The sequence below is a fragment of the Polaromonas sp. YR568 genome, assembly GCF_900116715.1.
In the GTDB taxonomy this organism is placed as follows: Bacteria; Pseudomonadota; Gammaproteobacteria; order Burkholderiales; family Burkholderiaceae_C; genus Polaromonas.
This window is the reverse complement of record NZ_FPBM01000003.1, coordinates 430,269-443,675: the sequence shown is the minus strand read 5'-3', so window position 1 is coordinate 443,675 and position 13,407 is coordinate 430,269. Positions and strand designations below refer to the sequence as shown.

The 13,407-nt window shown below is 64.3% G+C and carries 12 protein-coding genes and 1 pseudogene; 4 read left to right on the top strand and 9 right to left on the bottom strand.

Going from position 1 to position 13,407, the window contains the following annotated elements; translation table 11 throughout:
* The first annotated feature begins 193 nt into the window (after positions 1 to 193).
* Both BM408_RS09585 and BM408_RS09580 read left to right on the top strand, forming a co-directional pair.
* The gene (locus tag BM408_RS09585; RefSeq protein ID WP_092129320.1) at positions 194 to 1,153 is read left to right on the top strand and encodes a LysR family transcriptional regulator; all 960 of its coding nucleotides are present in this window, start codon (positions 194 to 196) and stop codon (positions 1,151 to 1,153) included.
* Positions 1,154 to 1,202: 49 nt separating this feature from the next.
* Positions 1,203 to 1,607 (top strand): DoxX family protein, encoded by a 405-nt coding sequence (locus tag BM408_RS09580; protein ID WP_092129318.1) that lies wholly within the window; start codon positions 1,203 to 1,205, stop codon positions 1,605 to 1,607.
* 64 nt (positions 1,608 to 1,671) lie between these two features.
* Here the strand turns inward: BM408_RS09580 and BM408_RS09575 are convergent.
* The 5 genes and pseudogenes from BM408_RS09575 to BM408_RS09555 all read right to left on the bottom strand — a co-directional run bounded on the left by BM408_RS09575 (position 1,672) and on the right by BM408_RS09555 (position 6,273).
* A pseudogene (locus tag BM408_RS09575) lies at positions 1,672 to 3,044 on the bottom strand (MFS transporter).
* Positions 3,041 to 3,937: an RNA polymerase sigma factor SigJ gene (gene sigJ / locus BM408_RS09570; RefSeq protein ID WP_092129316.1), complete on the bottom strand. Its 897-nt coding sequence runs from the start codon at positions 3,935 to 3,937 to the stop codon at positions 3,041 to 3,043. Before sigJ ends, BM408_RS09575 begins: the two are co-directional and overlap by 4 nt.
* A gap of 21 nt (positions 3,938 to 3,958) precedes the next feature.
* On the bottom strand, positions 3,959 to 4,408 hold the full coding sequence (locus tag BM408_RS09565) for a carboxymuconolactone decarboxylase family protein (RefSeq protein ID WP_092129314.1): 450 nt from the start codon (positions 4,406 to 4,408) through the stop codon (positions 3,959 to 3,961).
* Positions 4,409 to 4,572: 164 nt separating this feature from the next.
* Positions 4,573 to 5,379, bottom strand: a complete 807-nt coding sequence (locus BM408_RS09560; protein ID WP_092129312.1) for an isocitrate lyase/PEP mutase family protein — start codon at positions 5,377 to 5,379, stop codon at positions 4,573 to 4,575.
* Between the two features lie 126 nt (positions 5,380 to 5,505).
* Entirely contained in the window at positions 5,506 to 6,273 is a 768-nt protein-coding gene (locus BM408_RS09555) for a fumarylacetoacetate hydrolase family protein (protein ID WP_139237327.1), read from the bottom strand.
* 148 nt (positions 6,274 to 6,421) lie between these two features.
* On the opposite strand from BM408_RS09555, the gene BM408_RS09550 reads away from it, so the two are divergent.
* On the top strand, positions 6,422 to 7,600 hold the full coding sequence (locus tag BM408_RS09550; RefSeq protein WP_092129310.1) for a fumarylacetoacetate hydrolase family protein: 1,179 nt from the start codon (positions 6,422 to 6,424) through the stop codon (positions 7,598 to 7,600).
* Positions 7,601 to 7,621: 21 nt separating this feature from the next.
* Positions 7,622 to 8,341 (top strand): 7-cyano-7-deazaguanine synthase QueC, encoded by a 720-nt coding sequence (gene queC / locus BM408_RS09545; RefSeq protein WP_092129308.1) that lies wholly within the window; start codon positions 7,622 to 7,624, stop codon positions 8,339 to 8,341.
* On the opposite strand, the gene BM408_RS09540 is transcribed toward queC, so the two are convergent.
* Genes BM408_RS09540 through BM408_RS09525 form a run of 4 tightly spaced genes read right to left on the bottom strand, consistent with a single transcriptional unit; the run spans position 8,338 to position 13,344 of the window.
* The gene (locus BM408_RS09540; RefSeq protein ID WP_092129306.1) at positions 8,338 to 9,963 is read right to left on the bottom strand and encodes an MFS transporter; all 1,626 of its coding nucleotides are present in this window, start codon (positions 9,961 to 9,963) and stop codon (positions 8,338 to 8,340) included. The genes queC and BM408_RS09540 overlap by 4 nt on opposite strands.
* On the bottom strand, positions 9,964 to 11,754 hold the full coding sequence (locus BM408_RS09535) for an ABC transporter ATP-binding protein/permease (RefSeq protein WP_092129548.1): 1,791 nt from the start codon (positions 11,752 to 11,754) through the stop codon (positions 9,964 to 9,966).
* 17 nt (positions 11,755 to 11,771) lie between these two features.
* Positions 11,772 to 12,740, bottom strand: a complete 969-nt coding sequence (locus BM408_RS09530) for a 5'-nucleotidase (RefSeq protein ID WP_092129304.1) — start codon at positions 12,738 to 12,740, stop codon at positions 11,772 to 11,774.
* A 55-nt stretch (positions 12,741 to 12,795) separates the two neighbouring features.
* Positions 12,796 to 13,344, bottom strand: a complete 549-nt coding sequence (locus BM408_RS09525; RefSeq protein ID WP_092129302.1) for a histidine phosphatase family protein — start codon at positions 13,342 to 13,344, stop codon at positions 12,796 to 12,798.
* Positions 13,345 to 13,407 lie beyond the last annotated feature (63 nt).

Genomic DNA, 13,407 nt, shown 5'->3' with positions numbered 1-13,407 from the left:
CTACAAGGGCGATGTGTCGCGATGACAGGAGACATGCGCCCGTCACACAACCCTGCTATAGCGCCGTTCAAGCCCTGTTAAAGCGGATTGTTCTCCAAGCGGTTTAAAAAATATATCTATATTATGTTTGGAGATGCTAAAGTTATTCTTTTGAATCGAGCTGAACGAGAGCTGAACCAAAGCGGACGCAGGCATGAGCACCATACGGTTTCTCAAGACATTTCTGGTGGTCGCGGAAGGCGGCTCGTTTGCCGCGGCGGCTGACCGCGTAGCGCTGACGCAGGCGGCCGTCGGGCTGCAGATGCGCGCGCTGGAGAACGAGCTCAAGAGCTCACTGTTCGAGCGCTCGGGGCGCGGCGTGGTGTTGTCGGACGCAGGGCGGGCGCTGGTCGCGCATGCCGAAAAAATCGTCGGCTACTACGACCAGATGCGCGAAGGCCTGGACGGCGAGGGCGAGATTGCCGGCACGGTGACGGTTGGCTCCATCGTCACGGCTATGGGCTTGCTGTCCAACACAGTGGTCCGGATGAAGCCGCTGTACCCACGCCTCAATGTGCGGCTGGTGATGCAGGAGTCCAGCGGGCTGGCTACCAGCGTCAAGAGCGGTGCGCTCGACGCGGCGATTTTTGTCGACGATTCGCCGCGGGAGCGCAAGGGCATGCGCTGGACGCCGCTTTACACGGAGCCGCTGACGGTGGTGGCGAGCTCTCGCATCGCGCCGCCCGGCAGCGACTTTAAAAAGCTGCTGCGCGAACAACCTTTTTTGCGCTTTGACAGGCGCACGCCCAGCGGCATGCGCATTGAGCAGACCTTGCGCAAGCTGGGCCTGGCCCCGCAGGACTTCCTGGAGCTCAGCTCGCTCTCGGCCATCATCGACCTGGTGCGCCAGAACGTCGGCGTGACCATCGTGCCGCATGTGAAGAACGCCGACTGGGCCAACGATGCCTTGCTGCGTGTGCTGCCGCTGCCGGGGCGGCCCGCGACACGGCTCATCGGCATGCTGGAGCAGGGCAAGCGCGAGCACATCACCTCGGTGATCCGGCAGCACCTTGTGCAGCTGCTGGCCGAAAAAAGCGCGGCCAGCGCGGCGGCCGGTACGGGCCCCGCACTTGGCGCGGGCAAGCCCCGGCAGAAACTTGCGCCGCCGCGCTGAACTTTTTCAGGGCAAGCCTCTCAGACACCCTTTTAACGGAGGGAACCTCATGGCTTTTGCCCAGAATGCTCAATTGACTTCACGCGCACTGTCGGTGCTTCGCATTGTTTCTGCTTATTTGCTTATTCAGCATGGCATGGCCAAGCTGCTGGGCTTTCCCCATGTGGCCTATTTCGACAACCTGCAGGTGATGTCCATGCTGGGCGCGGCCGGCATTCTGGAACTCTTTGGCGGCGCGTTGCTGTTGATTGGTTTGTTCACCCGCCCTGTGGCTTTTGTGCTGTCGGGCCTGCTGGCATTTGCCTATTTCATCGGCCATGCGTCCAAAGGCTTTTTCCTCTCCCCTATGCTGAACGGCGGCGAGTCGGCTGTGCTGTTCTGCTTTGTCTTTTTGTTTTTCGCCGCAGCCGGCGGCGGCGCCTGGAGCGTGGACGCGCTTCGTTCGCGCAAGTAAGCCAGACGTCGATTCAAGCCGGTGCACCCTTTGCGGGTGCGCCGGCTTTTTCACGCCTTACGTTTTATGCGGCGTTGCTGGCCGTCTGCCTGATGGCGGGGGCGTCTGACTTTGCGGTTTGCCGCGAGGTCAGCAGGCACAGCGCGGGCGCTATGGCGAACACGGCGAACAGCCATTGCGCTGCACCCGAAGTTCCGGGTACGCCGCCGGGGCTGGTCAGGCCGCCGAGGTTGGCCAGCATGCCGGCCAGTGCGGCGCCCATGGCAGTGGCAAACAGCTCTACCGTCATGATGGACGAGGCCGCCAGGTCTTCTTCACCCGCTGGCGCAATCTGCAGCACGCGGGTGCTCAGGTGCGGCCAGGCGATGCCGACGGCAAAGCCCACGGCCACCATGGCGATGCAGATCGGCGCCAGCACTTGCCAGCCGCCGTTGCTGGGTGCGGGCATCAGAAACGCCATACCGACCAGGCCTGAGAGTGCCAGTACCGGTGCAATGCGAATGGCCAGCCTGGCCCGGTTGCCGCCCGCGCTGGAGCTGATGAGTGAGCCCAGCGTCCAGCCTGCCGACATGATGGCGGCGAGGTAGCCGGATACCAGGGGTGTCTGCGCATGCAGGACCTGAAAGAACAGCGGCGAAAAAATCTCGGTGGATGTGACCGTCATCCCCAGCAGGCCCATCGCCAGGTAGAGCGCACCCATGGCGCCGGGGCGAAAGGCATCGCGGGGCAGCAAGCGGTTGGCGGCGCGCTTGTCGATGATGACCAGCAAGGCGCTGAGTGCCACCGCTGCGCCCACGCCACCGGTGAAGATTGACTCTGCACGGTGTTGCGACGCGGAATCACACACACAGCCAGCACCGTGAACAGCGCCGCTGCCGGAATCAGCGCGCCAAAGGCCCAGCGCCAGGCGTCCATCTGGGCGAACACACCGCCTATGGCAGGCCCAACCAGCGTGGCCACGCCCCACATGCCCGACAGCAGGCCGATGGCGCGGGACCACAAGGCCTCGTCATACAGCAGGCGGATCATGGCGTAGGGCAGGGCCAGCAGCAGGCCGCCGCCAAAGCCCTGCACTACGCGCCCGGCCAGCATGACGGGCATGGAAGGCGCCAGCGCGCAGGCCAGCGAGCCCGTGGCAAAGATTGCGGCGCCCAGCACATAGGCAAAGCGCGGCCCGAGTTTGCCCAGCACCTGTGTGGCGATGGCGGCGCTGATGATGGACGCGACCACAAAGAGCGCGGTGTTCCAGGCGTAGTACTCCAGCCCGCCGATGTCGCGCACGACCGACGGCAGGATGGTGGTGCCGATGTAGAGGTTGATGGCATGCAGGGCCACGCCGCCGACCAGGGCCAGCGTGCGGATGGCGTTGACACCGGTCAGCAGCGCTGCCCAGCCGGTGGGCGTGCTGTTTGAAGTGTTGCGTGAAGAGGTGTTCATGCCAGTGCCTCCGGGCCAAAGGCCAGCCCGTCGAGCTTGTCGGGGTTGCGCATGACGTAGATGTTGGTGGCCTTGCCTGCGTCGTTGTAGGCAAAGGTGATGGCCGCGGCGATCTCGCCGGTGCTCGTGCGCAGCTGGATGGCGCGGCCACCGTTGATCTCGCAGGGTAGCCATTCGTAGGCGGCCCAGTATTGGGCCAGCTGGGTGGCGATGAGGGTGAGCACACTGCCCTTGCCCTGCACCACACCTTCGAAGGACGCCACCTTGCCACCGCTGTCGGCGCACACGGCGATGTCGTCTGAGAGCAGGCTGGCCAGCGCCTCGGTGCTGCCGGCGGTGATGGCTTCGCGAAAGGCGATGAGCAGGTCGTCCTGCACCTTGGGCGCCGTCACGTGCCGCACCTTGCCCTGGGCAATGTTGGTGCTGGCGCGCGAGACCAGCTTGCGGCAGGCGGCCTCTTCCATGTCCAGCATTTCGGCCACTTCGGCGTAGGGCGTTTCAAAGATTTCGTGCAACAGGTAGGCCGCGCGCTCTTTGGGCGTGAGGCGTTCGAGCAGTAGCAGGAAGGCCATGCTCAGCGATGAGGCCAGCAGCGCATGTGTTTCGGGCGTGTCTTCTGTCTGTGTGTGAATCGGTTCGGGCAGCCAGGTGCCGACATAGTCGACCCGGCTGCGCTGCGCGTCGCGCAGCATGTCTATGCAATGCCGCGTGCAGATGGCGGTGAGCCAGGCGGCGGGTGTGGCGATGCTTGCGTGGTCGGCGGCCAGCCATTTGATAAAGACGTCTTGCACGGCGTCTTCAGCATCGGCCCGCGAGCCGAGGATGCGGTAGGCCAGGCCGAACAAATGCCTGCGCCTTTCTTCAAATGCGGCGGTGGGGTCGATGGTGGTCATGGTGTGTACGCCTAACCTGACTTAGTGTGCCGAGACCTGGATGCGGTTCCAGAGGTTGATCTGGCCGACGTTAGCGGTCAGCGCGCCGATTTCCTTGTCGGTGAACGAGGCACGCAGACGGCCGCGCAGGCTGGCGTAATCGGTCTTGTGGTCGAGCGTGGTCAGCGCTTCGGTCCAGGCCAGAGCGGCTTTTTCGGCTTCGGTGAAGTCGCTGACGTGGGCCCAGACGACGATGCGGTCCAGCCTGTCTTGCGTTTCGCCGTCTTCACGGGCTTCACGCAGGTGCATCTTCACGCAGAAGGCGCAGCCGTTGATTTGTGAGGCGCGCAGGTGAATCAGGTGCTGAAGTTTTTTGTCCAGGCCCTGGGCCGCGATGGTTTCGCTGACTTTGAGCAGCGCGGGGAAGACCTCGGGGATGGCGAGGTCGATGCGGACGGGGGCGGTGTTGGCGGAGCTAGCGGTAGCAGTCATGGTGTTTCCTTTAAAGAGTGTTGAAAAACTGGGTGTCACACTGTATTGACGATCCAGCATTGGCGTTTGTGACGCCATCCTCCAAAAACACGCAAATAAAACGAAAAATCGCCTGAATCCCGGGAGATTCAGGCGACGGCAGGGTAACTGCGGAGGGCTGTGTTTTACCGTGGCGCGCTCAGCAGGGTGTTCATCGCCGAATAGTCCAGCTTGGCCCCCAGCAGTGGTGACAGGTCTTGCTTGAGCAAGGCCTCGATACTGGTCCGGGCATGTCCATAGGCCACCTGGAAAGGCGCGGGGCCTACGCTGACCCGGCGCGCGCCGGCCGCTTGCAGCGCGGCGATGGCCGGCAGCCCGGGCATGGCCATCACGTTCAGCGGCATCGTCATGCCGGCGCTGATTTCGGTGACCTCAGGCAAAGCCGTGAGGCCGGGCACAAAGGCGCCGTCCGCACCGGCCTGCTGGTAGAGCTTGAGGCGGGCAATGCTGGCCTGGGCGGGCGTGCCCTCGACTTTGAGCTTGCGCAGGTAGACGTCGGTGCGGGCATTGATAAACAGCGGTGTGCTTTTGAGTGCGCTGCGTATGGCCTTGATCTTGTCGGCCAGCAGGGCCGGAGCGGCGCTGCCGTCTTCCAGGTTGATGCCTGCGGCGCCCACGGCGGCCAGCTCGGCGGCCAGGCGGCCCACTTCGGCGGGGCTGTCGCTGTAGCCGTCTTCCATGTCGACCGTCAGCGGCACTTTTAAAACGCGGGTGATGCGGGCGACGGCGTCCAGCAGCTCGTCGGGCGGCAAGGCGCCGCCGTCTGCATAACCACAGGCCCAGGCAAGCGAGGCGCTGCTGGTGGCCACGGCAGGGGCGCCGGAGGCTTCAAAAATCTTCGCGCTGGCGGCGTCCCAGGCATTGGGCAGCAGCAGGATGCCGTGCGGCGCCTGGTGGAGTTGGGCGAACTGCTGGTGGTGAAGGGTTTGCATGGCGGCTCCGTTGTTGTGGCTGGATTGGGGAGGCTGAAAAATGGATGAGCCGCACAGCTTAGCAAGCCGGACTGAAGCCGCCGGCCGCTTCCGGACCAATGCTGTCCTATATAGCCGCCTTGACGGTTATTGGCTGCGGAATTCGACCTCAAACCGGGCCAGGCCCGCGTAGTCAAACCGGGTGCGCTTTCCCATGGGCAGTGTCAGCAAGCCGGCGTAAGAGCCCGTGATGACCGCCTGCCCGGCCTTCAGGCCCATGCCGCGTTCGCGAAGAAAGTTGGCCAGCCAGTAGAGCGGCGCGCGCGGGTGGCCGTCGGGGTGGCGTGCGTCGGCCGTTTGCAGGTCGCTTCCCTCGACTTGCCAGCTCAGCGCAAACGCCGCTACATCCGCCGCGCCCAGTTCAGGCCCCAGCCACAGGCCGTTGTTGACGATACCGTCGGCCAGCAGCTCGGCAAAGGGCAGGCCGCTGTGGTCGGTGTAGCGGCTGGCGCAGATCTCCAGCGCGGCGTGGACGGCGCCCACGGCTGCATCCACCTCGGCTTCGCTGTACGGCTGGTCGCGCGGGGGCAAATCCCTGGCCAGCACAAACGCCAGCTCGGGCTCGACCTTCACCGTATCGGCGCCGGCGGGAAAGGCCACCGCGCAGACCGCCTCGCGGCTGAGGGTGGGCAGGTAGATGGGCGCGGCCGGCAGCTTGCCGGTACGGGGCACGGAGGCCTTCCAGCCGCCCACGGGCTGGGCCAACTGGCGGGTGACTTCCTGCTGCACCTGCCAGCCGGCTTCCAGGTCCAGCGGCCTCAGGGCTTCGGGCAGGCGCGGGCCCTGTTGGCCGGACTTTCGCCTGGCGATGAGTTCAGTAGCTGCTTGTATGTGCTGTTCCTGGCTAGTGGGCATGGTGAAAAATTCTGTGGTGAAGGGTAGGTGGGTGGCTGCGGACGATGGGTTTGGCCGCATTTCTGCACTCCCTGTAGTATTGGCGGCTTCCACCCGATTTTGTGCGTTCTGCTCCCTTGGCGGGCGCTCTTTCACCACATTCCATCACATGAAAAACTCACTGAGCCTTGCTTCCGCCTTGCCTGTTGATGCCGCCAACGCCTTGCTGATAGGCCGGGTGTGGGTGGAGGGCACTGGCCCTGTGCTGGCGCTGGTCAAGCCCGAGGGCGTGTTTGACCTGTCGGCGGTGGCGCCCACCGCCAGCCAGTTGCTCGAATTGCCCGGCGTGGCCAAGGTGGTTCGTGCCGCCGCGCCTTCGCTGCCGCGCCTGGCGGGCACGGCCGAGGTGCTGGCCAATTCCGAAGCGGGCGCGCACAAGCCGGCGCTGCCATGGTTGCTGGCGCCCTGCGATTTGCAGGCGCTGAAAGCGTCCGGCGTGACTTTTGTGGAGTCCATGCTGGAGCGTGTGATTGAAGAGCAGGCCGGCGGCGACGCCAGCAAGGCCGAGGACGTGCGCAAGGCGGTGGTCGCCGTGATCGGCGAGAACCTCGGCAGCGTTAAACCGGGCTCGCCCGAAGCCGCCAAACTCAAAGACGTGCTGATCGCCAAAGACATGTGGTCGCAATACCTGGAAGTGGGCATTGGCCCCGACGCGGAAATTTTTACCAAGAGCCAGCCCATGAGCGCGGTCGGCACCGGCGCCGAAGTCGGCATACACCCGCACAGCCACTGGAACAACCCCGAGCCCGAAATCGTGCTGGCCGTGAACTCGCGCGGCGAGACGGTGGGCGCTGCGCTGGGCAACGATGTGAACCTGCGCGACTTTGAAGGGCGCAGCGCGCTGCTGCTGGGCAAGGCCAAAGACAACAATGCTTCTTGCGCCATCGGCCCCTTTATCCGCCTGCTCGATGAACACTTCACCATCGACGATGTGCGCAAAAGCGACCTGAGCATTACCGTAACGGGCCCCGAGGGTTTTGTGATGAAGGGCGGCAGCTCGCTGAGCAAGATCAGCCGCGACCCGCTGGACCTGGTGGCCCAGGCCATAGGCGCTAACCACCAGTACCCCGACGGCTTCATGCTGTTTTTGGGCACCATGTTTGCGCCCACACAAGACCGCCACGGCCCCGGCCAGGGCTTTACCCATGTGGTGGGCGATATCGTGACGGTGGCCACGCCGCAGCTGGGCAGCCTGGTCAATAGCGTGACGACATCCGACAAGGCCGCGCCCTGGACCTTTGGTATCTCGGCGCTGATGAAAAGCCTGGCCAAGCGTGGACTGCTTTAAGGCATGTTGAAGGTTTAGACCATGCACACTTCCGCACTTGTTTTATTTTCCGGCGGCCAGGACTCCACCACCTGCCTGGCGCTGGCGCTGTCCAAATACGAACGCGTCGAGACCGTGGCCTTTGACTACGGCCAGCGGCACAAGGTCGAGCTGGATGCGCGGCTGAACGTGCTGCGCGAAATCAAGGCGCAGTTTCCGCAGTGGGCCCACAAGATCGGTGAAGACCATTTGCTGGACCTGGCGGTGCTGGGCCAGGTCAGCGACACCTCGCTCACGCGCGACGTGGCTTTCAAGATGGAAAGCTCAGGGCTGCCGAATACTTTTGTGCCGGGGCGCAACCTGCTTTTCCTCACGCTGGCCGCTGCTTTGGCTTATCGGCGCGACTTGCAGGTGCTGGTGACTGGCGTATGTGAAACCGATTTCTCGGGCTACCCGGATTGCCGCGACGACACCATGAAGGCCATGCAGCTGGCGCTGTCGCTGGGCATGGACAAGCGTTTCCTGATCGAGACGCCGCTGATGTGGATAGACAAGGCCGACACCTGGCGGCTGGCGCATGACATTGGTGAGAAGTCCGGTAAGTCCAATGGCGGCGAGGCGCTGGTGAACCTGATCGTGGAGCATACGCATACCTGTTACCTGGGTGATCGTGTGCACCGACATGCCTGGGGTTATGGCTGCGGGACTTGCCCGGCATGTGAGTTGCGGGCCCGGGGATACGACCGGTACGCAGCGGGCTAAGCCCGCGTCAAACTGTCCACTACGCTACGAGTCACCACCGGTGGCTCGTCGCCGATGTGAAACGCCAGCTTGCGCTCACGCAACGCCACATCGCTGGCCGTTACGCGGTCAAAGCGGCGCAGGTGTTCTGTCCATGACTCATCAATGATCTGCTCGACATAGTGGCCGGGTTTGTTGACGTCGCGCAGCAATTCCCATTCGAGCGCACCCTGGCGCAGGCGGCTGCGGCGGCTTTCCTGCATCACGGCGCGGAAACCGTCTGCGCGGGCCGGGTCGATCTGGTAGTGGATGGTCACCACCACGCGGCCGATGCCGGGTGGTTCGTCGGTCACTGGCGCCTTGAACTGGCGCGAGGGCGTCAGGTCTTCCTCGATGCTGAGATCTGACACAAAGTATTGCGCCACCAGCATGACCACCGCACCGCTGCCGGCGGCCATCAACAGGCCGGTCGGCACGCTGGTCAAGGTGGCCGCATGGCCCCAGATCGCGGCGCCTGCGGCGCTGGCGCCCATGATGGCCATCTGGTACATCGACATGCCGCGTGCCCGCACCCAGTCGGGTAGCGCCAGTTGTGCCGACACGCTGAGTGAATTGGCGCAGGTGATCCATGCCATGCCATTGAGCACCATGGCCGGCACGGCCACATACACATTGGGCGCAAAGGCCATGACGGCGGTGGACGCCGATTGCAGCAGCGTGGCGCGCATCACCAGCACGTCGCGCGGCATCATCTGGCGCAGGCGCGGCAGGTTCAGCGCCGCGACGATAGCGCCCGCGCCCATGGAGGCCAGCAGCAGGGTGAAGGTGCCGGCGTCACCGCCGCCGCCATGCAGACCGCGCGCCACCAGCGGCAGCATGGCCAGCAGGGCGGTGGAATGAAAAAAGAAGATGGAAATGCGCAGCAGCACCGCACGCAGGCGCGCCGACTGGCTGACGTACTGCAGGCCCACACGCATGGCGCTGATCAGGCGCTCGCGGCCCAGCGGGCTGGGGGCGTGATCGCGCCGCCAGCGCATGATGACAAAGCCGGAAATGACCGACAGCACTGCGTTGAGCACGAAGACGTATTCAGTGCCGGCGCCGGCGATCAGCGCGCCGGCCACCAGCGGGCCGACGATGCGCGAGGCGTTCATCGACACGCCATTGAGCGCCAGCGCCGCCGGCAACTGCACGCGCGGCACCAGCTCGGGCACGATGGCCGAGAACACCGGCCAGCGCATCGCCAGGCCCACGCCGTTGGCGAAGGTGAGCGCCAGCAGCAGCGCGGGCGTCATGACGTCGGCGATCACGGCAATGCACAGCAGCGTGGCCACGCCGGCCACCCAGAACTGCGTCATGATGAAGTAGCGCCGGCGGTCCAGGATGTCGGCCAGCGCGCCGCTGGGCAGGCCCAGCAAAAACACCGGCAGAGTCGAGGCTGTCTGCACCAGCGCGACCCAGAGCGGCGAGGTGGTCATGGAGGTCATCATCCACGCCGCCGCCACGTCGTTCATCCACATGCAGATGTTGGCGACCAGCCAGGTGCTCCAGAGCATGCGGAACACCGGCCGCCTGATAGGCGCCCAGGCGGCGAGGTCGGCCGCGCTGGGCGGTGGCGGGGACGGGCTGGCTTCTTCGGGCATTCAGCGGGCTTCCTGTGCGGGGCGCTCCTGCAGCCGGTACAGGGCCGGCGAGCCCTCGGGTTGTTTTTCGAACTCCCACAATTTCTGGTGAAAGGCCGTCACGGTGGGGCGGTGGGCGATGGAGAGCATTGCGCCCTGCGATGTTTTGACGAGCGCCTGCAGCCGTTCGTACAGCGTTTTTTCCGCCGCCTCATCCAGCGCGCTGGTGGCTTCGTCCGCAAAAATCCACTGGGGCTTCTTCAGCAATACCCGGGCGATGGACAGGCGCTGCTGTTCGCCGCCTGAAAGCTTCTGGGCCCAGGCATCTTCTTCATCCAGCCTTGACGCCAGGCCTGGCAGCAGGGCATCGTGCAGGGCCTGCTTCAGCGTGTCGTCGCTGTAGTTGGCGGCCGGTTCCGGGTAAGCCAGCGCATCACGCAGGGAGCCGTTCGGGAAATAGGGGCGCTGCGGGATAAACATGGCATTGGCGGGACGGGCGACACGGCCGCTGGCAAACGGCCAGATGCCCGCCAGCGCGCGGAACAGCGTTGACTTGCCGCTGCCGGAGGGGCCTTTGAGCAGGATGAAGTCGCCGGCGCCGGCATGCAGCTCCAGGCCTTTGAGCAGAACCGCGCCTGTCGGCAGGGCCAGCTGGAGGTCGCCGGTTGTGAGCGATGCGGCCTCGCTGGTGGCCAGGCTGGTGTTGTCTTTCTCCTGCGTCGACATGCTGTCTTCAAAACTGGTCAGGCGATCTGTGGTCGCGCGCCAGCTGGCGAGGTTGTCGTAGTTGTCGACGAACCAACTGAGCGAATCCTGAACCTTGCCGAAGGTCTGGGAAATCTGCAGGAGCTGACCCAGTTGAATGGCGCCGCTGAAGAAACGGGGCGCCGCAACGAGGAAGGGAAAGATCAGGGCGGCCTGGCCGAAGAAGCTCTGGAACCAGATGAGTTTTTTGTTGGCGCGTATCAGGTTCAGGTAGTTCGCCAGCACTGTCGTGAAGCGGCCGTCGAGCTGGTTGCGTTCCACCGACTCGCCATGATCCAGCGCAATGGATTCGCTGTATTCACGCACCCGCACCATGTGATGGCGAAAATTGGCCTCGTAGCGCTGCTGCATGAAATTGAGTTTGATCAGCGGCCGGCCGATGTAATGTGCCAGCACGCTGCCGACCAGGCAGTAGGCCACCGCGACCCAGACCATATAACCCGGGATGGTGTAGGTGCTGCCGCCCAGGTTGAAGGCCAGCGGACCCGACTGAACCCAGAGGAGGCCGACAAAGCTGACCAGCGTCACGACTGCATTGAGCACGCCCATGCTCAAGGAGATCGTGGAGGTGGTGAAAGACTGCACGTCTTCCTGGATACGCTGGTCCGGGTTGTCGGGGCTGGCGTTGATGTCTGTGGCGGCGGAGTAGCGCGCCAGCTCCATCTTGTAGAAGGCATGGTGCGACAGCCAGCGGCGCAGGTAGTCGCGTGTCATCCAGGCGCGCCAGCGCATTTGCAGCAACTGGGTCAGGTAGAACTTGTAGACGGCGATGATGATCGCGCCGAAGGCCAGATAGCTGAACCGGCCCATCTGCTGCCAGAAGACGACCTGGTCGCGTTTTTCAAGTGCGTCGTAAAACACGCGGTACCAGTCGTTGAACTGCACCGCCATGTAAACCGTGCCGAGATTGAGCAGCACGATGGCCACCAGCAGCAGGCGGGCTTTCCATTTTTCTTCGGACCGGAAATAGGGCGCGGCGAGTGCAACGATGCGGCCCGCAAAACGCCAGAAATTGTTGAATTTGGCAAAAAGGCGGGACGGATTCATGAAGGCCCTTTCGCGGCTCAAGACAGTTGATTCGAAACACCACTGGCCACATGGCCCGAAGGCACATGCTGAGCGGCGGAATGGACGTGGCCGGTCTGGTCGTCAAAGAAGAAGTCGGGTTCGAACTCGCGCAGGAACTCGCCTTTGGCGAGACCCCCCAGAAACATGGCTTCGTCGACTTCAATGTTCCAGTCCATCAGCGTGCGGATGGCTCGTTCATGCGCCGGCGCGCTGCGTGCGGTGACAAGCGCCGTGCGTATGCGCATGTTGGAGGTGCCCACCTGCTGCAGGCGGTGCAAGGCTTCCAGCAGGGGCTTGAAGGGGCCGGCCAGCAGCGGCTGCGTGGCTTTGTCGCGCTCGTGCTGCTGGAAGGCGGAGAGCCCCTGGGCCTGAAAGACACGCTCGGCCTCGTCGGAGAACAGCACCGCGTCGCCGTCGAATGCGATGCGCACTTCGTTGGGGTGCGCATCGCTGGCGCGCACCGAGTGCGGGTAGACCTGTGCGGCCGGCACGCCTGCCAGCAGGGCGTCGCGCACGTCGCTCAGGTGGGCCGACAAGAACAAATTGGCATGCAGCGGCTTGAGGTAACGCCAGGGCGCCTCGCCGCGGTTAAAGGTGCCGCGCTCTATCTTCAGGCCGTAGTGCTGGGCCGAGCGGAAGACGCGCATCCCAGAGACCGGGTCATTGCGCGAAAGGATCACGACTTCGACGCGCTGTGCGGGTGCGGCGGGGCTGGCGGCTTCGCCGGCGCTTTCGGGGGCTTCGTTGAAAGCCAGCAGTTTTTTGACGAGTGAGAACGCCACGCCGGGTTTGGCCGGTACGTCCAGGCGCTCGAGCTGCAGCTTCATGTAGGCCGCGTCTTTTTTGGCGCCGGGCGCGGGCGCGGCGGTCATGCCGGATTCAAAGACCTGGTTTTCTTCTTCAAAGTCAAACAGCGCGCGTGACGAGATCGCCACCACGAGCTGACCATCCAGAGTTGCTGCCATTATTTGATGCCTTGCTGTTGTTGTCAGGTGGATTTTGAATAAGCAACGGGGGTGTTCATGCCAGTTCCAGTGTGCACCATTGTCCGTAGGCTGGGGCGTTAATCGGCCACTGGTTTGCACTGGTGATCTGACGCTGGCCGCGTGCAATCAGTTCCGCAGCGCGTATGACACCGGCGTGCGTGATCCACAGCGCGTCGCCCGGGCCCTGTAGTTCGTCAAAGGCCGAGGCCACGCGCGCCATGACCTGCATGGTGCTTTCGCCGGTGCCGCCCACGGTATGGTGCGCGAAGCCGTCGGTCCAGGCTTGCAGCTCGGCCGGGCCAATGTCCTGCCAGGCGCGGCCTTCCCAGGCGCCGAAGTCCATCTCCTGCAGCCGCGGGTCGCTGGTGCAGGCCAGGTCGGGCCGCCGTTCGGACAAGGCTTGCGCCAGTTGCGCGCACCGACCCAGCGGGGAATGACTGACCCGGATGCCGGCTGGAAGCAGTTGCGCCAGCACCTGCGCGCATTCGGCGGTCGCCGCGGCGTCGGCCGCCACATCCCGCCTGCCGTAGCAGATGCCGGCATCAACCAGCGGCGTTGCGTGGCGGGCCAGCCATAGCTTCATGGCTTGCTAGCTGCCTTGATCGAGTAGCACCCGCAGGCCGGTGCAGGTGATCTGCGGCTCCCG

Coding starts and splice junctions, on each gene's coding strand:
- BM408_RS09585 (WP_092129320.1), top strand. CDS start 194: ATGAGCACCATACGGTTTCTCAAGACATTTCTGGTGGTCGCGGAAGGC.
- BM408_RS09580 (WP_092129318.1), top strand. CDS start 1,203: ATGGCTTTTGCCCAGAATGCTCAATTGACTTCACGCGCACTGTCGGTG.
- sigJ (WP_092129316.1), bottom strand. CDS start 3,937: ATGACCACCATCGACCCCACCGCCGCATTTGAAGAAAGGCGCAGGCAT.
- BM408_RS09565 (WP_092129314.1), bottom strand. CDS start 4,408: ATGACTGCTACCGCTAGCTCCGCCAACACCGCCCCCGTCCGCATCGAC.
- BM408_RS09560 (WP_092129312.1), bottom strand. CDS start 5,379: ATGCAAACCCTTCACCACCAGCAGTTCGCCCAACTCCACCAGGCGCCG.
- BM408_RS09555 (WP_139237327.1), bottom strand. CDS start 6,273: ATGCCCACTAGCCAGGAACAGCACATACAAGCAGCTACTGAACTCATC.
- BM408_RS09550 (WP_092129310.1), top strand. CDS start 6,422: ATGAAAAACTCACTGAGCCTTGCTTCCGCCTTGCCTGTTGATGCCGCC.
- queC (WP_092129308.1), top strand. CDS start 7,622: ATGCACACTTCCGCACTTGTTTTATTTTCCGGCGGCCAGGACTCCACC.
- BM408_RS09540 (WP_092129306.1), bottom strand. CDS start 9,963: ATGCCCGAAGAAGCCAGCCCGTCCCCGCCACCGCCCAGCGCGGCCGAC.
- BM408_RS09535 (WP_092129548.1), bottom strand. CDS start 11,754: ATGAATCCGTCCCGCCTTTTTGCCAAATTCAACAATTTCTGGCGTTTT.
- BM408_RS09530 (WP_092129304.1), bottom strand. CDS start 12,740: ATGGCAGCAACTCTGGATGGTCAGCTCGTGGTGGCGATCTCGTCACGC.
- BM408_RS09525 (WP_092129302.1), bottom strand. CDS start 13,344: ATGAAGCTATGGCTGGCCCGCCACGCAACGCCGCTGGTTGATGCCGGC.